The following is a 20506-nucleotide window of genomic DNA, read 5'->3' on the forward strand; positions in this document are numbered from 1 at the left end:
AGTACCCCACCCGCAGAACCCCACAACCTATGCACGATCAGGTACTCAACACTCAGAGAAGAGGAAGAGACATGACCTCAACCAAGAGGACAAGTCGGCTCGGCCCATGGGGCCGCGTTGGTTCCGTCGTCGCGTCGCTCGCGATCATTGGCACCGCAGCCACCGCAGCATCGGCCGCGACACCAGCCCCCGCGGCGGCTCCTACGGCGGCGCAACAAACCGTGGACTCCACGAACATCAATGGATTCCGCAACGTCGCCTATTTCACCCAATGGGGTGTGTACGGCCGCGACTACAAGCTCAAGCAGTTGCAGGATTCGGGCACCATCAAGGACATCACCCACATCAACTACTCGTTCGGCAATATCCACCACCAGACGGGTAAGTGCTTCATCGCCAACAAGGCGCAGGGAACCGGCCCCAACGGTTCCGATGGTGCCGGCGACGCCTGGGCCGACTTCGGCATGGGATACACCACCGCCAATTCGGTTAACGGCACTGCCGACAAGTGGGACCAACCCCTCGCCGGTTCTTTCAATCAGCTCAAGCAGATTAAGGAGCTCAACCCCAACGTCAAGGCCATCATTTCGCTCGGTGGGTGGACCTGGTCAAAGAACTTCTCCACGGTCGCCTCCACCGACGCGAAGCGCAAGGCGTTCGTCTCCTCCTGCATCGACCTCTACATCAAGGGCAACCTGCCCACGATTGATGGCAAGGGTGGCCCCGGTGCCGCGGCTGGCGTATTTGACGGCATCGACCTGGACTGGGAATGGCCGGGATCTCCCAACGGGCTGGAAGGGAACGTCGTAGACGCCGTCAACGACAAGGAGAACTTCCGCCTCCTTATCCAGGAGTTCCGTGACCAGTTGGACGCCTATGGCGACCCGCTGGGCAAGCACTATGTGCTGTCGGCCTTCTTGCCGGCCAACCCCGCGGACATCGCGTCGGGTGGCTGGAACGACCCCCGTATCTTCGAGGATCTCGACTACGGAAACGTGCAGGGCTATGACCTTCACGGCGCCTGGGACCCGACGCTGACGGGGCACCAGGGCAACCTGTACGACGACCCGGCCGACACGCGACCCGCCTCCAAGAAGTTCTCGGTCGACAAGGCCGTCAAGGAGTACATCAACGCAGGCATCGCGCCCGAGCAGCTGGGGCTGGGCATGGCCATGTACGGCCGTGGCTGGAAGGGCGCAACCAGCGCCGACGCATGGACCGCCGCCAATGGCGCCGGCCCCGGCACCTGGGAGGCTGGCAACGAGGACTACGACAAGCTCAAGAACCTCGGAACCAGCTACTACGACGCCAGCATTGGTGCCTCGTGGCGTTACAACGGCGACCAGTGGTGGAGCCTGGATGACCCCAAGTCGGTCGCGATCAAGGCCGACTACATCCGCGAAAAGGGCCTCGGTGGCGCCATGTGGTGGGAGCTCTCGGGCGACCGCAACGGTGTGCTCACGACCGCGCTGATGAACAAGCTGGGCACCGGAGCATCGGGACCCATCGATGGCGGTCCCATTGTCACGCCGACGCCCACGCCCGATCCGACGGTAACGCCGGATCCCGACCCGACGGTAACGCCGGACCCTGATCCCACGGTCACGCCGGATCCCGACCCGACCGACCCGCCGAACGCGTGCACCATCACGCCCTGGGCCGCGGCCACTGCGTACACCGGTGGTGCAACGGTTGTCTACAACGACATCGTGTACGAGGCAAAGTGGTGGACGCAGGGTGACCAGCCTGGTGCGGCTCAGTGGGGGCCATGGAAGGTCGTGGACACCTGTGGTGACCCGCTTCCGGACCCTGACCCCACGGTGACGCCGGATCCCGACCCGACGGTCACTCCGGACCCGGATCCCACGGAACCGCCCAGCGAGTGCGCGGCCGCTTGGTCCGCATCGGCGGTCTACGTAGGCGGAGCCACCGCAACGTACGGCGGCCACGCCTACGAGGCAAAGTGGTGGACGCAGGGTGACCAGCCCGGCGCCGCTCAGTGGGGTCCGTGGAAGGACCTTGGCGCTTGCTAACATGCAACACAGCACGGATGCTCCCCGTCGCACTCGCCGTGGGCTTGCTCACGGTCGGGTGCGCGGGGGGCGTCTCCGCGCCCGGCGCGCCGCACGCCGATGCTGCGGACAGTAGCGCCGCATCGTCCAGCGGGGCCGCGGGGGAGGCAGGCTCGGACTCGATCGCGGACGCGCCGCTCATGCCCGTCGGACCGCTAGCGATTCCGGCGGCCGACTTCTGGGCGCCTGGCGAGGACACTGGCTCGATTGCCGTGGTCACCGCCGGCGGTTGTGAGGACGGGACCAATTGCCCGGCCTTCGCCGTGGTGAGCGGGGCGGGCGCTCACGCGACCGATCAGGCGATCCTCGACGACGGCATCGGCTGTCCTGGGGGAGAGGGAATGATGCCGGTGAGCGCGACCCCCGCATCGGCGCAAGCCACTCCGGTAGCCGGAAGCACGGGCACGGTGCAGGTCTTTGATGTGACGTGTGCTGACGCTGACGGCGCGGGGGCAATCGCAATTCAGCAGCGCCAGTGGAGCGTGGGCGGCGCGGAGGGGCTCGTGACGATCGTGGATCGCTGGTCGTTCGCGGAGCTGGGAGACAGGGTGGCAGGTGCGCAGTGGCTCGATGAGGCGGGCGAATAGGGGGTGCTCCCCAAAAGCGCGTACAACCGCTAGACTGGAGTGCTGGCCCATGAGGGACCGGACCCCCAATCTTTGAATCGAGTTTTCTATGCCCTTGCGCTCAGACCTGCGCAACGTCGCCATCGTGGCCCACGTTGACCACGGTAAGACCACCCTCGTTGACGCCATGCTCGTACAGGGCGGCGCCTACGGTGACCACGCACACGTCGAGGACCGTGCGATGGACTCCGGCGACCTTGAGCGCGAAAAGGGCATCACGATCCTCGCCAAGAACACGGCGATCCGTTACACCGGTGCGCACTCGATCGAGGGTGGCGTCACCATCAACGTGATCGACACCCCAGGTCACGCGGACTTCGGTGGCGAGGTTGAGCGTGGACTGTCCATGGTTGACGGCGTTGTGCTCCTGGTCGACGCATCCGAGGGCCCACTTCCGCAGACGCGCTTTGTGCTCCGTAAGGCGCTCGCGGCCAAGCTTCCCGTCATCATCGTCGTCAACAAGGTTGACCGCCCCGACTCGCGCATCAGCGCCGTGGTCGAAGAGAGCCACGACCTGCTGCTCGGCCTTGCGGGAGACCTTGAGGACGAGGTCCCCGACCTCGACGTCGACGCGCTGCTTGAGGTGCCCGTAGTCTTCGCGTCCGCCAAGGCGGGTCGCGCCAGCATCGAGCAGCCCGGCGACGGAGAACTGCCCACCGAGGAAAACCTCGAGCCGCTGTTCAAGGTCATCATGGACACCATCCCCGCGCCGTCTTACGACGATGATGCGCCTCTTCAGGCTCACGTCACCAACCTCGACGCCTCGCCGTTCCTCGGTCGCCTCGCGCTGCTGCGTGTCTTCAACGGCACCATCACCAAGGGCCAGACGGTCGCTTGGGCTCGCGCCGATGGCACCATGAAGAACGTCAAAATCACCGAGTTGCTGGAGACCAAGGGCCTGACCCGTGTCCCCGCAGAGTCGGCTGGCCCCGGCGACATCGTCGCCGTCGCGGGTATCGAGGGGATCACCATTGGTGAGACGTTGACCGATGTCGACGACCCCCGCCCGCTGCCGCTCATCACAGTGGATGACCCTGCGATCTCCATGACCATCGGTATCAACACGTCACCGCTCGCCGGACGCGTCAAGGGGGCCAAGGTCACGGCCCGCCAGGTCAAGGACCGCCTAGACAAGGAGCTCATCGGTAACGTGTCGCTCCGCGTACTGCCCACCGAGCGTCCCGACGCTTGGGAAGTTCAGGGCCGTGGCGAGCTTGCGCTGGCCATCCTGGTCGAGCAGATGCGTCGCGAGGGCTTTGAGCTCACGGTCGGCAAGCCGCAGGTCGTCACCAAGGAGATCGATGGCAAGAAGCACGAGCCGATGGAGCACCTCACCATCGACGTGCCCGAGGAGCACCTCGGCGCCGTCACGCAGCTGCTCGCCTCTCGCAAGGGTCGCATGGAGAACATGTCGAACCACGGCACCGGCTGGGTCCGCATGGAATTCGTCGTGCCCGCCCGCGGCCTGATCGGCTTCCGCACCATCTTCCTGACGGACACGCGTGGCACCGGCATCGCGTCCTCCATCGCACACGGCTACGAGCCCTGGGCCGGCTTCATCGAGTTCCGTGTCAACGGCTCGCTGGTCGCTGACCGTGCGGGTGTCGTGACGCCGTTCGCCATGATCAACCTGCAGGAGCGCGGCTCCTTCTTCGTCGACCCCACCTCGGAGGTCTACGAGGGCATGATCGTGGGCGAGAACTCGCGCAACGAGGACATGGACGTCAACATCACCAAGGAGAAGAAGCTCACCAACATGCGTGCAGCCTCATCCGACTCGTTCGAGAACCTGACGCCCCCGCGTCACCTGACGCTCGAGGAGTGCCTGGAGTTCGCCCGCGAGGACGAGTGTGTCGAGGTCACGCCGGAGAAGACCCGGATTCGCAAGGTCATCCTGGGTGCAAACGAGCGTGCACGCACCGCGTCGAAGGCAAAGCGCGACAACTAGTCCGCACACACCGTCACTCAACGCGGCGGCGACTGTCACAAACGTGACCGGTCGCCGCCGCGTTGTCGTTGCGGCTTGTCGTTCCCGCCTATCCTGGGAAGCATGATTCGCTCCGCCCTCGGCTACCTGGTGCTCGCGATCGTTGGGTTGATTGCCGCATTGGTTGGGGCGAGTGCCTACCGAGCGATTGCACCCTTCGGCCTCGTCCTGTGCATCCTGCTGATGCTCGTCGCCACCGTCTTCGCGCGTACGTGGAAGGAATGGTCGGGCATCGCGGTCTTCGCTGGTGCGTGGGCCGTGCTGACGTATGTCCTATCCCTCGAAGGGCCGGGGGGCTCGTTGCTGATCGCTACCGATGGCTACGGATACGGCTGGCTGTTTGGCGGATCGCTCGCCATCGTCGTGGTCTGCCTGATCCCGCGTCGGGTGCTTTTTGGGAGGAACGATGTCGCGTAAGCGCGATGCCGAGCGGGCACTGCGGGACCAGCAGGCGGAAGCCAGGCGGCGCAGCAACGCGCACCGATCGCTGCGCAAACGTGCGGAAAAACGCCAGGCAGCCGCCGATGCCGGGGTAGCCGGCGGTGCGGACGCCAGCAGCGTCGCCGACAATTCCGTGGACGAGGCCGCCGAGGCCCCCACCGACACCGTGGTGTTTGCGCGAGTCCCCGAGTTCCTGCGCACCTCGGAGGAGATCGAGGTCACGGACGGTGAGGCTGACAGCGAAACCGAAACCGAAACCGAGGCCGATGCCGACGCCGTCGCAGTCGCGGAATCCGACCAAGATGTTGATGGTGAAGACGATTCCGATGACAATGCGGCCGCGGGTATTGCCGCCGCGGCGGTCGCTGCGGACCTCGCTATCGAGCATCCTTCCGAGGGAGAGCTAGGCGCAGGCGACGTCGACGCGGAAGATGACCCCAACGTGGCTGGCGATTCGGACGCTGGCGCCGAACCCGAAGTCATCGCACCGCCTGAGGATGCCCCGGCATCGGCGCAAGAGACTACGATGGTCATGGAGCCCGTCGGGCTCGATGCCGCCGACCGGTTCGCGGTGGAGGAGGAGACCGTCCTCGAGGCGACGGTCATCGACGAGCCCGTGGAGATCGAGCCCAAGAAGCGCCGCCGTTGGCCCTGGATCGTGCTGGTCATCCTGCTGGTGCTCGCCGCCGCGTACTACGCGTTCGCCACGTACTTTGGCGACCGGGTACCTGCGAATACCCAGGCGCTCGGCGTGGAGATCGGCGAGATGGACGTGGCGACCGCCACGAAGACTCTCGACGAGGCGGCAACTGTCATGGAGTCGGCGCCGATCACGCTGACCGCGGGTGGCGTCGATACGACGATCGTTCCCAGCGAATCCGGCCTGAGCATCGACACCGCTGCGATGGTCGAGGAAGCCACGGGCTTTACCCTCAATCCTGTCAAGATCGTCGCCCACTTCACCACAGGTTCGGAACTCGAGCCGGTCGTCGTGGTCGATGACGACGCGATGGACGTCGCGATGAAGAGCGCCTCCGTGCAACTCGACACCACGGCCAAGAACGCCACGGTAGTCATCACTGGCACGACCGCGTCCGCGAACCCCGGTGAGCCCTCGGTGACGGTGGACCACGACGACACCGCGGCTCGGATCGAGAACGGGTGGCCGGCACAGACGGACTTCGACGCCGCGGCCGCGGTCGTGGACGCGGACATCTCGGACTATGAGGCAGACCGCATGGTCGAGACCCTCAACGACACCGTGCTCGCGTCCTCGGTCACGCTGACTGGACCCAATGGGGATGTGTCATTGACGCCAACGCAGTTCGCGCCGTTTGTGTCCGCCGAGCCATCAGGTTCTCGCCTGGAGGTTGTGGCAGACGGTCCGGCACTGTCGACGGCCATGCTCGACGCGGACCCGGACCTCGAGAACGACGCGACGGATGCAACACTCACCTTCAATAAGAGCCACAAGCTCGTCACCACGGAGAGCGAGAACGGGCGCGCGCTCGATCAGGACGCCATGGGGCCCGTGCTCGTGGACGCGACGCTAGCGATTGATCACACGGCGCCCATCGCCTACAGCGAAGTCCACCCCAAGGTGTCGTCGACGGACCTCGGAATTGACGACTACAAGGAGATCGTCTCCTCGTTCTCGACGCCGCTCACTAACGAGCCGATCCGCACCAAGAACCTGGTGCGGGCCGCGGAGAAGGTCACCGGCGTGACCATCATGCCTGGCAAGGAATTCAACTTGGCTGACGTGTTGCTGCCCATCACCACGGAGGGCGGGTACTTCCCCGCCCACGTGATCGAGAATGGCATTGTGCAGACTGCCGTGGGTGGCGGCCTCTCGCAGATGGCGACCACCACGTTTAACGCGGGCTACTTCGCGGGCTACGAGGACATCGATCACCGCCCGCACTCGCAGTGGTTCCCGCGCTACCCAGCTGGTCGCGAGTCGACGATCTACACGGGCCAGATCAACATGGTGTTCAAGAACAACACGCCGTACGCCGCCGTCATGAGCAGCTACGTTAAGGACAACAGGGTGTACGTCGAGGTCTGGTCCACGCCCTACTTCGAGGTCAAGACCAAGGCGTCACCCAAGACCAACGTGGTGCAGCCCACCACCGTGGAGATTGACAGTGATGACTGTCAGCCCAGTAATTCGGGCGAGGCTGGCTTCTCGATTACCAACACGCGTACCGTCTACCTCGATGGCGACTTGGTCGATACCAACGTCCTCAAGTGGACGTACAAGCCCACCAACAAGATTGTGTGCACGTAGGCGCCACTGAGCACCGCGTCCCCGCACCAAACGGCGGCGCATCGCTTGTATGATGGCGGTGTTCGTACCATCCAAGTAGGAGGAACCAAAGTGACATACGTCATTGCTCTGCCCTGTGTCGACGTCAAGGACAAGGCATGCATCGACGAGTGTCCCGTGGACTGCATCTACGAGGGCGAACGTAGCCTCTACATTCACCCCGACGAATGCGTCGACTGTGGTGCCTGCGAGCCGGTCTGCCCCGTCGAGGCTATCTACTACGAGGATGACACCCCCGACAAGTGGGCCGAGTACTACACGGCAAACGTCGAGTTCTTCTCCGAGATTGGCTCGCCTGGCGGCGCCGCGAAGATGGGTCTGATCGAGCACGATCACGACATCATCAAGGCGCTCCCGCCGCAGAACGGCTAACCGCCACTCACATGGGTCTTCATCCCGGCGCGCTCCCAGACTTCCCTTGGGACTCGCTGACCCCGTACATCGCGCGCGCCTCGGCTCACCCCGACGGCATCGTGAACCTGTCCGTGGGCACTCCTGTCGATCCCACGCCTCGGGTGGTGCGCGAGGCACTGGCCGCAGCGGCCGATGCTCCGGGTTACCCCACGACTCATGGCACCCTGGCACTGCGCGAGGCTGTTGTGGACTGGTTCGCTCGCAGGCGTGGTGTGTCGGGGATCGATCCCGCCGCCGTGCTGCCCACCGTGGGTTCCAAGGAGTTTGTGGCCCTGCTGCCGGCACTCTTGGGCCTTGGCGCAGGCGACATCGTGGTTCACCCCGCGGCCGCGTATCCCACCTATGACGTGGGCGCGCGGCTCGCTGGCGCGACGCCCATGCCGGCCGATGCCGTGTCCGACTGGGCGGGCAACCCTGCCGTCAAGCTCGTCTGGGTGAACTCTCCGTCCAACCCCACCGGTGCGGTGGCGAGCCGCGAGTACCTGGCCGATGTCGTGGGTGCCGCCCGCAGCATCGGCGCCGTGGTGGCGTCCGACGAGTGCTACGCGGAACTGCCGTGGAACGAACCGTTCGTGAGCGACGGGGTGGCGTCGATCCTCGACCCCGCCGTGTGCGGTGACTCGCACGAGAGCCTGCTCGCCGTCTACTCGCTCTCCAAGCAATCCAACCTTGCCGGGTACCGGGCGGCGTTTACTGCGGGTGACCCGCAGATCATCGCCGGGCTGCTTGAGACCCGTAAGCACGCGGGGATGATCGTGCCCGCGCCCGTGCAGGCGGCCACAGTTGCGGCGCTATGTGACGATACTCACGTCGCGGCCCAACGTGAGGTGTATCGGGCGCGTCGCGAGGTTCTCAGCGCCGCGATTCGCGAGGCCGGTTTCCGGATTGACGCCTCCGATGCGGGGCTCTACCTGTGGGCCACCAGGAGCGAAAACTGCTGGCAGACCCTGGATTTCCTCGCCCACCACGGCATCGTGGCGGCACCGGGAGAGTTCTATGGTTCTGCAGCTGCCAATCACGTGCGTATCGCACTGACGGCTACTGATGAGCGCATCAGCGCCGCGGCCCGACGGCTCGTCAAAGCCAGGTAAACTGAGGCCAAAGCAAACGGACGAAGGCGCCTTTGGCGTGCACCCGGAGGTTGTTCATGGCACAGGTTGTAGACGCTCGGCTGATTGTCGACGGAAATTCACGCGAGCTCGGAATTGAGCGCGCGACGATCGGCAATGACGGGCTGGCAATCCCGACCCTGCTGAGTGACACCGGCTTGGTGACCATGGACCCCGGGTTCATGAACACCGCCGCGTGCGAAAGCGCGATCACGTATATCGATGGCGACGCAGGAGTGCTCAAGTACCGCGGCTACCCGATCGAACAGATCGCTGGTGGCTCGAACTTCCTGGAGACCGCGTACCTGCTGATTCATGGCGAGCTACCCACCGAGGACCAGCTCAATGCGTTGCAGAACCGCGTCGCACGGCACATGCACGTGCACGAGGGCATCAAGACGTTCCTCAACGCCTTCCCTCGCGACGCGCACCCCATGGCGGTGCTGTCCGGCTCGATTTCCGCGCTCTCTACGTTCTACCCCGAGTCGGTGGGGCGCGACGAGGAGCAGCTCGAGCTCGCGACGGTGCTGCTGCTCGCCAAGTCCGCAACGGTCGTGGCGTACCTGCAACGTCGCGCGACCGGCGAGGAGCTCATCGAGCCCCGCAAGGACGGCAACTACGTCGACGAGTTCATGCGCTTGGCGTTCTCGCCCGCATCTGGTGAGCTCGACATTGATCCCACCATCCGTAAGGCACTGGATCTGCTGCTGATTCTGCACGCGGACCACGAGCAGAACTGCTCGACGTCCACAGTGCGCATCGTCGGCTCCTCGCAGGCCAACATCTACGCGGCCGTGTCCGCGGGCATCGGCGCGTTGTCCGGCCCGCTCCACGGTGGCGCCAACGAGGCCGCACTGAAGATGTTCGACAACATTAAGGCCTCCGGCGGCTCAGTCGAGCAGTTCGTCTCCGACGTCAAGAACAAGGTCGAGGGTGCCCGCCTCATGGGCTTCGGTCACCGCGTCTACAAGTCCTACGACCCGCGCGGAGCCGAGGTCAAGAAGGTTGCCGACAAGGTGCTCGCGGACCTGGGCGGCAACAACGAAACCTTCGATATGGCCAAGCGCCTCGAGGAGATCGCGCTCAGCGACGAGTACTTCATCGAGCGCAAGTTGTACCCCAACGTGGACTTCTACACCGGCCTGCTGTACTCGGCCATGGGCTTCCCCACCCCGATGTTCACCCCGCTCTTCGCGCTGGGCCGCATGCCCGGCTGGATTGCCCACTACCGCGAGATGCTGAACGATCCTCGCACCAAGATTGGCCGCCCGCGCCAGATCTACACCGGCGAGACGGACCGCAACTACACCCCGCTCAGCGAGCGCGGCTAGCCACCTAGCTCGACTCGCCCGGTCACACGGCCGGGCGTGATCGCGCTCCGTTTCGCTCACCCGCCTGCTTAACATGCGCGGGTGGTGTGTCCCAGTTTGCGCGAGTCGTGCCCAGACGCGCGCACCTGCACCCACTGCGCCCGCTGTGCCCCCTGTGCCCGCCCACCTGCGCGCCTCACCGTGCCCGACAGTGCGCTCACTTGTCCCTTCCTGAAGGACGAATTGACATATTGTCCTTCAGGAAGGGACAGGCGACCCTTCACGCAGGTGTCTCAGCGGATCGTCCTTCACGAAGGGACGCCGCGTAGCGCACTGAGGCCCGCAAGGCGCCCCGAGAATCCGGGCAAGCCCGCAACGCCCGGCGTCACCGCGAGACGCACTGAGGCCCGCAAGGCGCATTGAAAGGCACGGCGACCCTGCCATACGCCGCAGGTCGAGCGGTGCCGCGGGGTCAGGCTAGGTGGAGGCCGTGCGAATGGTGACGATCGCGCCGTCAAAGTCGGCGGCGGGGGAGTCTTCGGCCGGCGCATCGTCTACGAGGCCCTCCTCGCGCAGCCAGCCCTTGCCGTCGTACGAGGACTCGATGATGGATTGCACCGAGGAGACGGCCACCGCCCACTCGCGCATGGACTGAGCCGAGAGCAGCGGCGTCTGCGCACTTTCACCGTCACCCGGGCTGAGTCCCAGCACTGTGGTGTCTGAGTTCACGTCAAGCACCTCGACGGCGTACGCTCCGGGACCAAAGTCGAGGTCCACCCGCTCGATGAATGCCCGTGCGGTGGTCGGTTCAGCGTCACCGATGTCGCAGTTGACCCGCCCGCCGTTTCCGGTGAGCGCGGACGCCCAAAGGCGGGCCTCGGCCTCATGATCGGCGTAGGCATCGGGGAATCCCGAACGCTGAACGGCCTGGGCTGCGACGGTGACCGCCATGTCCTGCCAGCCAGATACCTTGATGAGGCCGTCGTAGAACTTGTTGGCGGAGTAGTAGGGGTCGAGAATCTCCTCGACCTCTCCCCATCCCTGTGAAGGACGCTGTTGGAACAGGCCCACGCTGTCGCGGTCGCCATAGTCGATGTTGCGCAGGCTCGACTCCTGGATGGCGGTGGCGATGCCGATGGTCGCGGCGCGCGCGGGTAGGCCGCGCTCCACGGAGACGGCGGCGATCAACGCCGCATTATCGGTCTGCTCGGCCGTCAGGCTTGCGGTCTCGTCGCCCACGGTGACGGAGCAGCGCGAGGAGAAGACACGGTCGCCGTAACGATGCCACAGGTCAGGACCGACAATGACGGCGGTCACGGTGACGGCAGCGATGAGTGCGAGGACCACGAGCCCGCCGCCTCGGCGGCGGTGGCCCGCGCCGTCCCTACCGTGTCGCGCCAACTCCGCCTCCAATACCGTCTCTAGTGAACGCTTGGACGGACTCTTTGGTGCCCGCTGCCTGCGATGGTTCTGGCCGGCGTCTAGTTCGCGTGAAGTGCGGCGTTGAGCTCGACGCCGTTGCCCTGGCGCACCACGGCTTCAATCACGCCGCTGGTGGAGTTGCGACGAAAGAGGATGCCGTCCTTGCCGGAAAGTTCCTTCGCCTTGACCCAGACGGGCTTGCCGTCGTCGTCGGAGACGCCAACCACAAGCACCTTGGAACCGGCGGTCACATAGAGCCCGGCCTCGACCACGCAGTCGTCGCCCAGGGAGATGCCCAGTCCGGAGTTGGCGCCCAGCAACGAGCGCTCACCCACCGTGATGGTCTCCTTGCCGCCGCCGGATAGCGTGCCCATGATGGATGCGCCGCCGCCCACGTCGGAGCCGTCGCCCACAACGACGCCAGCCGAGATGCGTCCTTCGACCATCGAGTGGCCGAGCGTGCCGGCGTTGAAGTTCACGAAGCCCTCGTGCATCACCGTGGTGCCCTCGGCAAGGTGGGCGCCCAGGCGGACGCGGTCGGCATCGGCGACGCGAATGCCCGACGGCACCACGTAGTCAACCATGCGGGGGAACTTGTCCACCCCGAACACGGTGACGTGCTTGCCGGCGGCGCGCAATCGCACGCGTGCGGACTCGAAGCCATCGATGGCGCAGGGCCCCTCAGACGTCCACACCACGTTGGTGAGCGCACCGAACAGGCCGTCCAGATTAATGCCGTGCGGGCGGACGATGCGGTGGCTGAGCAGGTGGAGGCGCAGGTATGCGTCCTCGACGCTCGCAGGGGCGGCGTCGCAGTCAATCTCGGTGAAGACGACCGACACGGTCACGTCGCGTAGCTCGTCGACGCGCGCCGCGCCATTCAACTCGGCGGGGGCACTGTGCCCCGCGGGCGGTTCGCCCAAGGTGGGCGAGGGGTACCAGGTGTCGAGCACCGTGCCGTTCGCGTCCGTGGTGGCAAGTCCGTATCCGTATGCAGTGCGAGTCATGGGCACAAGGATACTGGGCATCGGTAGGGTGGCGGCATGACCTCCCTCGACCTGACCGCGCCCGTGGACGACCTCACGCGGCAACTCATCGACATCCCGTCCGTGAGCGGCGGAGAGGCCGCCATCGCCGATGCTGCGGCCACCGCCCTTGCCGAGTGCGATCACCTGGAAATCACGCGAGACGGCGACGCGATCGTGGCCCGAACTACGCTGGGCCGCGACGAACGAGTCATCATCGCGGGTCACCTCGATACGGTGCCGATTAAGGGCAACGTGCCGTCGACCCCTACCGCGGACGGGTTGGGGATCATCGGCCGCGGGTCGGTCGACATGAAGGCCGGCGTGGCCGTCATGCTCTCCCTCGCCGTGGACCTGATCGAGCCCACCCGCGACATCACCTGGGTCTTCTATGACCACGAGGAGGTGGAGGAGACCAAGAACGGCCTAGGACGCCTCTCGCGCCGTCACCCCGAGCTGATCACCGGTGACTTTGCCGTGCTGTGCGAGCCCACGCAGGCGCAGATCGAAGGTGGCTGCAATGGCACTCTGCGCATGGACATTGTGCTGCCGGGCAAGGCGGCACACTCGGCGCGGTCGTGGAAGGGAGAGAACGCGATTCACGCCGCTGCTCCCGTGCTGGCTGCCCTCGCCGCCTACCAGCCTCGTACCGTGGAGGTGGACGGACTCCAATATCGCGAAGGACTCAATGCCGTGGCAGTGACGGGAGGCATCGCCGGCAACGTCATTCCCGACCAGTGCACGGTGACCGTCAACTATCGCTTTGCTCCCTCCCAAACCACGGACGATGCCGTGCAGCACGTACGCGACGTTATCGCGGCATCGGGCGTGGGGGAGTTTGAAACCGTGGTGACCGATCGCGCCGACGCCTGCCGCCCGGGCCTGGACGCGCCCCTCGCGCAGGGATTCGTGGACGCCGTGGCCAGCACGGGGGCGCCCGAACCGCGCGCCAAGCTGGGATGGACCGACGTCGCGCGCTTTGGAGCTCTGGGTATACCGGCCGTCAACTACGGTCCCGGCGACCCCGAACTCGCGCACGCGGACCTCGAGTGGTGTGCAATTGATGAGATCAACCAGTGCCGTGCCGGTCTTGCGGCCTGGCTGACCACCTGAGCCACAGCATCGGGCGTAGTGACTGTCCACCCACAAGACAAGCCAACGACATCAACGACCTAAGGGAGACGCACCATGAATGACTACCGCAAGGGACCGGTGCTGCTTCGCGGCAAGCACGTTCCGCAGGATTCCTCGTCCTCGCGCTTGCTCGACGATCAGGGCGACGCAGACTGGCTCCACGGCGACCCGTGGCGCGTGCTGCGCATCCAGTCGGAATTCGTTGAGGGCTTCGGCGCGCTCGCGGAGGTCGGGCCCGCGATATCGGTTTTCGGTTCCGCGCGGACCAAGCCGGGCACGCGGGACTACGAGATTGGCGAGACCGTGGGCCGGCTGCTGGTGGAGGCCGGATTTTCCGTCATCACGGGCGGTGGCCCCGGCGTGATGGAGGCGGCCAACAAGGGTGCCTCCGAGGCGGGTGGGACCTCGGTAGGGCTTGGCATCGAGCTACCCCACGAGCAGGGCGTCAACGAGTACGTGAACCTGGGCGTGAACTTCCGCTACTTCTTTGCGCGCAAGACCATGTTCGTGAAATATGCGCAGGGATTCATCGTTCTGCCAGGTGGCTTTGGCACCTTCGACGAACTGTTCGAGTCGCTCACGCTCGTGCAGACGCGCACGGTGACGCGCTTCCCGATCGTCCTGGTCGGCCACCATTACTGGGACGGGCTGGTGGACTGGCTGCGCAATACAGTCCTGCCCGAGGGCACCATCTCCGACACCGACTTCGACCTCTTCACCGTGACCGACGACCCCGCCGAGGCCGTGGCCATTGTGCAGGATTACTCCGAGAAGCGTGCCCAGGAGCGGGCGGCCGCGGCCTCGGAACAAGAGGGCCAGGGGATGTAGCTGGAGTTCAGCGAAATGCGCTGATTTTGGAGTGCCCTCGCGTCCGCGTAGAATAGTCGCCAGACGCCGCGAATCCGCGGCGAGCGACTTCCCCAAGGAGACACACACGATGGCTGCAATGAAGCCCCGCACTGGTGACGGCCCCATGGAGGTCGTGAAAGAGGGCCGCAGTTACGTCATGCGCGTCCCGCTTGAAGGCGGCGGACGTCTGGTCGTAGAGATCACGGCCGACGAGGTCAAGGAGCTCGGCGCCGCACTGAACGGTGCCATCGCCTAGGTGCGCACAGACTTAACCGCACGAGCCCGCGCCACCCGTCGAGGTGCGCGGGCTTTTGCGTGCGTAGGAGACCCGGCTTCCTACGCGGAAATCAGGTAGCTCGTCACGCGCTTCGCCTTTGCAGACTTGCCGGCCGACGCGAAGCGGAGCACGTGGCTAAAGAACGTGCGTTCGCCCGATGCGAGGGTCACGGTGCCGGACATACTCGCCTCCGGTCCGTGGGTGAGGACGGAGGCGAAGCGAAGCTCAGCTGCGCGAGGCGCAGATGCCGCCCACGCCCGGATTTCTTGCGCGCCGGTCAGGTCGCGGTCGCCCACCAGCGTCCACACGGCATCGTCCGCGAGGTAGGGGCCGAGTGCGGCCGCATCGGCGCGGGCGAGGCCAATGGCGATGTCCCGCAGCACTGCCTTGCGTGGCGCGTTGCCGCAGTCCGGAGAGTCAATAACGTCGAGTGGCGTAGACATCAACCGAGACTATCGCGGCCGGCGCCGCTAGTCCTTGATGGCGACCAGCAAGCCGTCACCGGTCGGCAGCAGCGTGGGAGTGAGGCTCTCGTTATTGCGGATCGCCTTGAGCGTCTCGCGAACCGCAGTGGTGTCCGCGTCGCGCTGCGCCGGGTCGGGCACGCGACCGTGCCATAGTGCGTTGTCGATCACCAGCATGCCGCCGCTGCGCAGCAGGCGCAGGGCCTGCACGAGGTACGCGGGGTATTCCGACTTGCGAGCATCGATCAACACCAGGTCGTAGCCGCCGTCGGTGAGACGGGGGAGGACCTCGAGGGCGCGTCCGGTGATCATTCGTGCGCGAGCGGGCGCGAAACCGCCGGTGGCGAGCGTCTGCTTGGCGGCCTTGTGGTGCTCGGCCTCGACGTCGATCGTGGTGATGACTCCCTGGGGGTGCATGCCCCGCAGCAGGTATGTGGTCGACACCCCCGCGCCAGTGCCGATTTCGACGATCGACTTAGCGTTCATGGCCCGCGCGAGGATCTGCAATGTGCGTCCGGCGCCCGGCAATACCGGCACGCATCCGAGTTCGTCAGCGGCGTCGCGCGCGCTCAATAGAACTCGGTCCTCGTGGATAAAATCCTCGGCATAAGCCCAGTTCGCGGCCTCGTGAGTCATGGCACACCTCCTAGGGACATGATATGGGTCACATTCCACCAATCCGCCTTCCGCCGCGGCACGAATCATGGGAACATAGAGGTACATCCAACCGTTGAGCAGATTGTGAGGGAGGAAACCATGACTATTGCAGCCGTGCCAACAGACACCGCTAACAAAGACACCGTCGTTTCGTCCGTCACCGATGCCCCTGAGCTCGCCCCCGAGCTCACGTGGGAGCGCATCGTCGAGGAACACTCGGGTCGCGTTTACCGATTGGCGTACCACCTCACCGGCAACCAGCACGATGCTGAGGACCTCACGCAGGATGTGTTCATCCGCGTGTTTAACTCACTGTCGCAGTTCAAGCCGGGCACCTTTGAGGGTTGGCTCCACCGTATTACGACAAACCTCTTCCTCGACCGCATGCGACGCAAGAAGCGAATTCGCTTCGATTTCATGGCGGACGACGACGCGGCTGTGTCCACGTCGGACAGTTTCGACCGCCACGAGCGCTCGGGCCAGCCGGAAGACGCGTTTGAGATGTCTCACTTCGGTGACGACATTGTGGCCGCCCTCGCCGACCTGCCCCCCGAATACCGCGCGGCCATTGTGCTGAGCGACATCGAGGGACTGTCGTACGAGGAAATTGCAGCCACGCTCGGTATCAAGATGGGTACCGTACGTTCTCGACTGTCTCGCGCCCGCGCGAAGTTGCGTGAGTCTCTCGCGCACCGCGCTCCGGTGCGGGGTGGCGAGTGACGCAAAAGCACCTCGGAGAAAACCTTCACGACCTGCTCGATGGCAGGATGTCTACAGTCGACGCCGCAGAAGCGATGTCGCACCTCGATGAGTGCGATGAGTGCAACGCGCGATGGACTGAATTGCGTGATGCGCGCAAGGCCCTCAATACGTCCAGTGCGGGCATTGACATGCGCTTCGCCCAGCAGCTCCTGGACCGAGACCGGATGGCTCAGATCGCTCAGGGCGAGTCCAAGCATCGCGCCCGTGCCGCACGAGCCAGGCCGAGCCGGCACCGCTCCGTCACCATCGCATTTTCGATTCTGATCTTCGCCGCCGTAGGCGTGGGCGCCGCGTACTACGCCGGCGGTCCCGATCAGGTTCCTCTTGAATTTGCCGCAGCCTCAGCAGAGGGCACGGCACCAAATGTCGCGTATATGGGTCCACAGGACATGCGTTCTGCGGACAATATGCGGACGTGGGTCCATCCGGACTGGCAGGACAGTGGACTCGTCCCTATTGAAGCGAGGGTGGTGCGCGGCGACAGCGGCGCTCACATGCTCGTTGCCTCGCTGCTCGCAGGAGTCGACCCGGTGGTCGTGACGGAGCAGCATGGCGACCTGGTGCAGGAGCGCGTGGCTGATTTGCCGCGCGCCGACGTGCCGGGCATCGATGTCTACATCGTTCGCCTCGACCCTGCCCAACTCGTGTGGCAGACAGGTGACGTAGTGGTTTCCGTGTCGTGCAGCTGCGCCATGGTGACCCTCGAAACGGTGGCAGGCACCTTCCCCACCAACACCGAGCCCGGATTCTTTGATCGTGTTCACGCCGGGCTCGGAGCATTTGCCGGCACCCTTACCGGCAACTAGTCCTGAAAGGCCGTCCCCATGTCTGACTCACCCTTCGCTCCACCCACCCCCGTGGGAGGGGAATCGCAACGTCCCGAGGCGGGCGATGACGCGCAGCAAAGCAGCGCCGTCGTCACCGCGTCCTCAACGCGCGACGAGGTCGCCCCTACGGCCGATGCTGAGACGCCCGCCGATGCCGCGGTAGGTTCGCAGTCCGGCACCGACGTTGCGACGGCTCCCGGGCAGCCTTTCCCCTGGGAAGCGCCGCCCGCAGACGTTCCACCTGCGGCACCCAAGGCGCCCGTGGGTCGTGTGCGCAAGCGCACGGTCGCCGCAATCTGCATTGGCGCCCTGAGCCTCGGCATCCTCGGTGGCGCCGGCGGGGCGTGGGCCTACAACGAGTGGGGCCCCTCGTCGTCGTCGGTCGCGCTTCCTTCGGTCAACGGTGCGTCGGTCGACCGGCCCGAGGGCTCGGTCGCCTCCATCGCTGCCGCCGTCATGCCCTCAGTGGTCTCGATCGAGACCACCACTGCTCAGGGTTCCGCGACTGGTACAGGCTTCGTGATTCGAGAGGACGGCTACATCCTCACGAACAATCACGTGGTCGACGGCGCCAGCAATGACAGCGTCAAGGTCCTCAAGTCCGACGGCACCATTGAAGAGGGCAAGGTCATCGGCACCACGCCCGAGTACGATCTTGCTGTGGTCAAGATCGACGAGAAGGGTCTCACCCCGCTGGTCCTGGGGGACTCGGACCAGGTGGTGGTGGGAGACGCGGCGATCGCAGTCGGCTCCCCGCTGGGTCTCGACTCCACGGTGACCACCGGCATCATCTCGGCACTGCACCGCCCGGTGACCGCCGGCGACGGCACGCAGGCACCCGCCTACATCGACGCGATTCAGACCGATGCCGCGATCAACCCCGGCAACTCGGGAGGCCCGCTCATCAATTCTGCGGGCGAGGTGATTGGCATCAACTCGGCCATCGCATCGCTTGGTGGGTCGTTGACCCAGCAGGCCGGTTCCGTGGGCCTCGGCTTCGCCATCACGTCCAACCAGGCACGCCGCACCGCCGAGCAGCTCATCAACGATGGCGAGGCGACGTTCCCCGTGATCGGAGTGCTGCTGGACGAGCGCTACACCGGTGAAGGCATCAAGGTCGTCGACGATTCCTCCGGAGTTATCGCGGACGGCCCATCCGACGTGGCAGGCATCGAGCCCGGTGACATCATCACCCAGATTGATGGTCGCCCAGTGACTCGGTCAGACGAACTCGTTGTCGCGATTCGCGCCAAGGCTCCTGGCGACGACGTGGTGCTGACCATCAAGCAGGGTGACTCGACCAAGGACGTCACCGTGACGTTGGGATCCAACTCTGAAGTCAACGTGGACGAACCCGCTCCTCAACCGTCAGAATAGGGTCTATGTTCTCAATCAACGGCGGGGAGTTCGTCGTCCTGCTTCTGATCGCGATTGTCGTGATTGGGCCGGAACGGCTTCCTGAGTACTCGCGGCAGTTGCGTGCCTGGATTGTCAAGGGACGCGACATGCTTCGTGACGGGCGTGACACGCTCGAGCGCGAGGTGGGCGGGGACGTCGATTGGGAGAAACTCGATCCACGACAGTACGACCCGCGCACCATCGTTCGCGAGGCACTGTACGAGCCGGCTTCCAAGCCGGCGCCGGTCGCGCGACCTGCCGCGAGTGTTCCACTCGCGGCAGGCACGCCCGCCCCGTTCGACGAGGACGCCACGTAACCCCAGCATCGGCCGGAGGTTGTGCGCCGTAGGCGATGCCGGGTGTGACCTTCCGCAGAACCTGGAAGAATGACCGCATGACTTCACGCGTTTTCTCGGGCATGCAGCCCACCTCTGACTCCCTCCAGCTTGGCAACTACTTGGGCGCGCTCGCGCAGTGGGTCAAGTTGCAGGACACGCATGACGCGATTTACAGCGTGGTCGACCTGCACGCCCTGACCGTCTCTCCCGACCCTGAGGCGCTACGCCGGCGCACCCGAGCGACGGCTGCCCAGTACCTGGCCGCGGGAGTCGACCCCACCCGATCGCTCATCTTTGTTCAGTCGCACGTCCACCAGCACGCAGAGCTCGCGTGGTTGCTGAGCACGTTCACCGCCTTTGGCGAGGCCGGACGCATGACGCAGTTCAAGGACAAGTCTGCGAAGCAGGGCGACGCCGGCACCACCGTGGGACTCTTCACGTACCCCGTGTTGATGGCCGCCGACATTCTGCTGTACGACACCAATGTGGTCCCCGTGGGCGAGGACCAGCGCCAGCACCTCGAGCTGTCGCGCGACCTGGCGCAGCGCCTCAACTCCCGCTTTGGCGAGGGCACGGCCGTGGTGCCCGAGCCGCACATCGTCAAGGACACCGCCAAGATCTACGACCTGCAGGAACCCACGGCCAAGATGTCTAAGACCAGCCCCAACGGTGTTATCGACCTTCTTGATGAGCCCAAGGTGGTCGCCAAGCGCATCAAGTCCGCGGCGACCGACAGTGACACCGTGATTGCATTCGACCGGGTCAACAAGCCGGGGGTCTCCAATCTGCTCACCATCTACTCCGCGCTCGACGGGCGAAGCGTCGAGCAGTTGGTCGCCGACTACGACGGCAAGATGTACGGCCACCTGAAGGTGGATCTGGCAGAGGTCGCGGTGAACTTTCTGACTCCCATTCGTGACGCGACACTCGACTGGATCGAGTCGCCCGACAAGTTGGATGCAGTGTTGGCCGAAGGAGCCGAGAAGGCGACGGCGCTCGCGGAGCCCATGCTCGCCCGCCTCTATGACCGTGTGGGACTCCTCGCGCCCGCACGACGCAGGTAGA

The 20506-nt window shown here is 65.2% G+C and carries 20 protein-coding genes; 16 read left to right on the forward strand and 4 right to left on the reverse strand.

The annotated features are described in order from the left end of the window. The first annotated feature begins 71 nt into the window (after window positions 1-71). The 8 genes from AOP73_RS06135 to AOP73_RS06170 all read left to right on the forward strand — a co-directional run bounded on the left by AOP73_RS06135 (window position 72) and on the right by AOP73_RS06170 (window position 10309). Window positions 72-2033, forward strand: a complete 1962-nt coding sequence (locus AOP73_RS06135) for a glycosyl hydrolase family 18 protein (RefSeq protein ID WP_084626600.1) — start codon at window positions 72-74, stop codon at window positions 2031-2033. 17 nt (window positions 2034-2050) lie between these two features. After that, window positions 2051-2659 carry a hypothetical protein gene (locus AOP73_RS06140; RefSeq protein WP_061963889.1) on the forward strand — a complete coding sequence of 203 codons (609 nt, stop codon included), beginning with the start codon at window positions 2051-2053 and terminating at the stop codon, window positions 2657-2659. Between the two features lie 88 nt (window positions 2660-2747). Continuing rightward, window positions 2748-4646, forward strand: a complete 1899-nt coding sequence (gene typA, locus AOP73_RS06145; protein WP_061963891.1) for a translational GTPase TypA — start codon at window positions 2748-2750, stop codon at window positions 4644-4646. Window positions 4647-4748: 102 nt separating this feature from the next. Continuing rightward, window positions 4749-5102 carry a hypothetical protein gene (locus AOP73_RS06150; RefSeq protein ID WP_061963894.1) on the forward strand — a complete coding sequence of 118 codons (354 nt, stop codon included), beginning with the start codon at window positions 4749-4751 and terminating at the stop codon, window positions 5100-5102. After that, window positions 5092-7416 carry a VanW family protein gene (locus AOP73_RS06155; RefSeq protein ID WP_061963896.1) on the forward strand — a complete coding sequence of 775 codons (2325 nt, stop codon included), beginning with the start codon at window positions 5092-5094 and terminating at the stop codon, window positions 7414-7416. Before AOP73_RS06150 ends, AOP73_RS06155 begins: the two co-directional genes overlap by 11 nt. Before the next feature lie 90 nt (window positions 7417-7506). Continuing rightward, window positions 7507-7827 carry a ferredoxin gene (fdxA, locus tag AOP73_RS06160; RefSeq protein WP_061963898.1) on the forward strand — a complete coding sequence of 107 codons (321 nt, stop codon included), beginning with the start codon at window positions 7507-7509 and terminating at the stop codon, window positions 7825-7827. Between the two features lie 11 nt (window positions 7828-7838). Further along, a complete protein-coding gene (dapC, locus tag AOP73_RS06165; RefSeq protein WP_061963900.1) occupies window positions 7839-8960 on the forward strand; it encodes a succinyldiaminopimelate transaminase in 1122 nt (373 codons plus the stop codon). Window positions 8961-9016: 56 nt separating this feature from the next. Next, window positions 9017-10309 carry a citrate synthase gene (locus AOP73_RS06170; RefSeq protein ID WP_061963902.1) on the forward strand — a complete coding sequence of 431 codons (1293 nt, stop codon included), beginning with the start codon at window positions 9017-9019 and terminating at the stop codon, window positions 10307-10309. Window positions 10310-10765: 456 nt separating this feature from the next. Here AOP73_RS06170 and AOP73_RS12110 read toward each other — a convergent pair whose 3' ends face one another. Together AOP73_RS12110 and dapD are read right to left on the reverse strand one after the other, a co-directional pair. Further along, window positions 10766-11635, reverse strand: a complete 870-nt coding sequence (locus tag AOP73_RS12110; protein WP_061963904.1) for a hypothetical protein — start codon at window positions 11633-11635, stop codon at window positions 10766-10768. Between the two features lie 134 nt (window positions 11636-11769). Next, the gene (gene dapD, locus AOP73_RS06180; RefSeq protein WP_061964900.1) at window positions 11770-12717 is read right to left on the reverse strand and encodes a 2,3,4,5-tetrahydropyridine-2,6-dicarboxylate N-succinyltransferase; all 948 of its coding nucleotides are present in this window, start codon (window positions 12715-12717) and stop codon (window positions 11770-11772) included. Between the two features lie 36 nt (window positions 12718-12753). Between dapD and dapE the strand changes: the two genes are divergently transcribed. The 3 genes from dapE (at window position 12754) to AOP73_RS11750 (ending at window position 14974) form a co-directional block, all read left to right on the forward strand. After that, complete coding sequence (gene dapE / locus AOP73_RS06185) at window positions 12754-13848, forward strand: succinyl-diaminopimelate desuccinylase (protein ID WP_061963906.1); 1095 nt, start codon at window positions 12754-12756, stop codon at window positions 13846-13848. 75 nt (window positions 13849-13923) lie between these two features. Beyond that, a complete protein-coding gene (locus AOP73_RS06190) occupies window positions 13924-14697 on the forward strand; it encodes an LOG family protein (protein WP_061963908.1) in 774 nt (257 codons plus the stop codon). A 109-nt stretch (window positions 14698-14806) separates the two neighbouring features. Beyond that, window positions 14807-14974, forward strand: coding sequence for a DUF3117 domain-containing protein (locus AOP73_RS11750; RefSeq protein ID WP_084622196.1), 168 nt, complete (start codon window positions 14807-14809; stop codon window positions 14972-14974). A gap of 80 nt (window positions 14975-15054) precedes the next feature. Here AOP73_RS11750 and AOP73_RS06195 read toward each other — a convergent pair whose 3' ends face one another. Together AOP73_RS06195 and AOP73_RS06200 are read right to left on the reverse strand one after the other, a co-directional pair. Further along, on the reverse strand, window positions 15055-15438 hold the full coding sequence (locus tag AOP73_RS06195) for a nuclear transport factor 2 family protein (RefSeq protein ID WP_061963910.1): 384 nt from the start codon (window positions 15436-15438) through the stop codon (window positions 15055-15057). Window positions 15439-15465: 27 nt separating this feature from the next. After that, entirely contained in the window at window positions 15466-16095 is a 630-nt protein-coding gene (locus AOP73_RS06200; protein ID WP_061963912.1) for an O-methyltransferase, read from the reverse strand. Window positions 16096-16215: 120 nt separating this feature from the next. Between AOP73_RS06200 and sigE the strand changes: the two genes are divergently transcribed. The 5 genes from sigE (at window position 16216) to trpS (ending at window position 20505) form a co-directional block, all read left to right on the forward strand. Further along, a complete protein-coding gene (gene sigE, locus AOP73_RS06205; RefSeq protein ID WP_061963914.1) occupies window positions 16216-16836 on the forward strand; it encodes an RNA polymerase sigma factor SigE in 621 nt (206 codons plus the stop codon). Continuing rightward, the gene (locus tag AOP73_RS06210) at window positions 16833-17684 is read left to right on the forward strand and encodes an anti-sigma factor family protein (protein ID WP_061963916.1); all 852 of its coding nucleotides are present in this window, start codon (window positions 16833-16835) and stop codon (window positions 17682-17684) included. Before sigE ends, AOP73_RS06210 begins: the two co-directional genes overlap by 4 nt. 18 nt (window positions 17685-17702) lie before the next feature. Continuing rightward, complete coding sequence (locus AOP73_RS06215; protein ID WP_061963918.1) at window positions 17703-19082, forward strand: S1C family serine protease; 1380 nt, start codon at window positions 17703-17705, stop codon at window positions 19080-19082. Window positions 19083-19087: 5 nt separating this feature from the next. Beyond that, complete coding sequence (locus tag AOP73_RS06220) at window positions 19088-19420, forward strand: twin-arginine translocase TatA/TatE family subunit (protein ID WP_061963921.1); 333 nt, start codon at window positions 19088-19090, stop codon at window positions 19418-19420. A gap of 77 nt (window positions 19421-19497) precedes the next feature. Further along, a complete protein-coding gene (gene trpS, locus AOP73_RS06225; RefSeq protein WP_152650551.1) occupies window positions 19498-20505 on the forward strand; it encodes a tryptophan--tRNA ligase in 1008 nt (335 codons plus the stop codon). Window position 20506 lies beyond the last annotated feature (1 nt).

Source organism: Demequina aurantiaca (genome assembly GCF_000975135.1).
Lineage (GTDB): Bacteria > Actinomycetota > Actinomycetes > Actinomycetales > Demequinaceae > Demequina > Demequina aurantiaca.

What these genes read in the sequence shown, in the direction of transcription:
- AOP73_RS06170 (WP_061963902.1), top strand. Translation starts at nt 9,017, where the DNA reads ATGGCACAGGTTGTAGACGCTCGGCTGATTGTCGACGGAAATTCACGC.
- AOP73_RS06200 (WP_061963912.1), bottom strand. Translation starts at nt 16,095, where the DNA reads ATGACTCACGAGGCCGCGAACTGGGCTTATGCCGAGGATTTTATCCAC.
- dapD (WP_061964900.1), bottom strand. Translation starts at nt 12,717, where the DNA reads ATGACTCGCACTGCATACGGATACGGACTTGCCACCACGGACGCGAAC.
- AOP73_RS06150 (WP_061963894.1), top strand. Translation starts at nt 4,749, where the DNA reads ATGATTCGCTCCGCCCTCGGCTACCTGGTGCTCGCGATCGTTGGGTTG.
- AOP73_RS06215 (WP_061963918.1), top strand. Translation starts at nt 17,703, where the DNA reads ATGTCTGACTCACCCTTCGCTCCACCCACCCCCGTGGGAGGGGAATCG.
- typA (WP_061963891.1), top strand. Translation starts at nt 2,748, where the DNA reads ATGCCCTTGCGCTCAGACCTGCGCAACGTCGCCATCGTGGCCCACGTT.
- trpS (WP_152650551.1), top strand. Translation starts at nt 19,498, where the DNA reads ATGACTTCACGCGTTTTCTCGGGCATGCAGCCCACCTCTGACTCCCTC.
- AOP73_RS06135 (WP_084626600.1), top strand. Translation starts at nt 72, where the DNA reads ATGACCTCAACCAAGAGGACAAGTCGGCTCGGCCCATGGGGCCGCGTT.
- AOP73_RS06155 (WP_061963896.1), top strand. Translation starts at nt 5,092, where the DNA reads ATGTCGCGTAAGCGCGATGCCGAGCGGGCACTGCGGGACCAGCAGGCG.
- AOP73_RS06190 (WP_061963908.1), top strand. Translation starts at nt 13,924, where the DNA reads ATGAATGACTACCGCAAGGGACCGGTGCTGCTTCGCGGCAAGCACGTT.
- AOP73_RS06220 (WP_061963921.1), top strand. Translation starts at nt 19,088, where the DNA reads ATGTTCTCAATCAACGGCGGGGAGTTCGTCGTCCTGCTTCTGATCGCG.
- dapE (WP_061963906.1), top strand. Translation starts at nt 12,754, where the DNA reads ATGACCTCCCTCGACCTGACCGCGCCCGTGGACGACCTCACGCGGCAA.
- sigE (WP_061963914.1), top strand. Translation starts at nt 16,216, where the DNA reads ATGACTATTGCAGCCGTGCCAACAGACACCGCTAACAAAGACACCGTC.
- AOP73_RS06195 (WP_061963910.1), bottom strand. Translation starts at nt 15,438, where the DNA reads ATGTCTACGCCACTCGACGTTATTGACTCTCCGGACTGCGGCAACGCG.
- AOP73_RS11750 (WP_084622196.1), top strand. Translation starts at nt 14,807, where the DNA reads ATGGCTGCAATGAAGCCCCGCACTGGTGACGGCCCCATGGAGGTCGTG.
- AOP73_RS06140 (WP_061963889.1), top strand. Translation starts at nt 2,051, where the DNA reads ATGCTCCCCGTCGCACTCGCCGTGGGCTTGCTCACGGTCGGGTGCGCG.
- dapC (WP_061963900.1), top strand. Translation starts at nt 7,839, where the DNA reads ATGGGTCTTCATCCCGGCGCGCTCCCAGACTTCCCTTGGGACTCGCTG.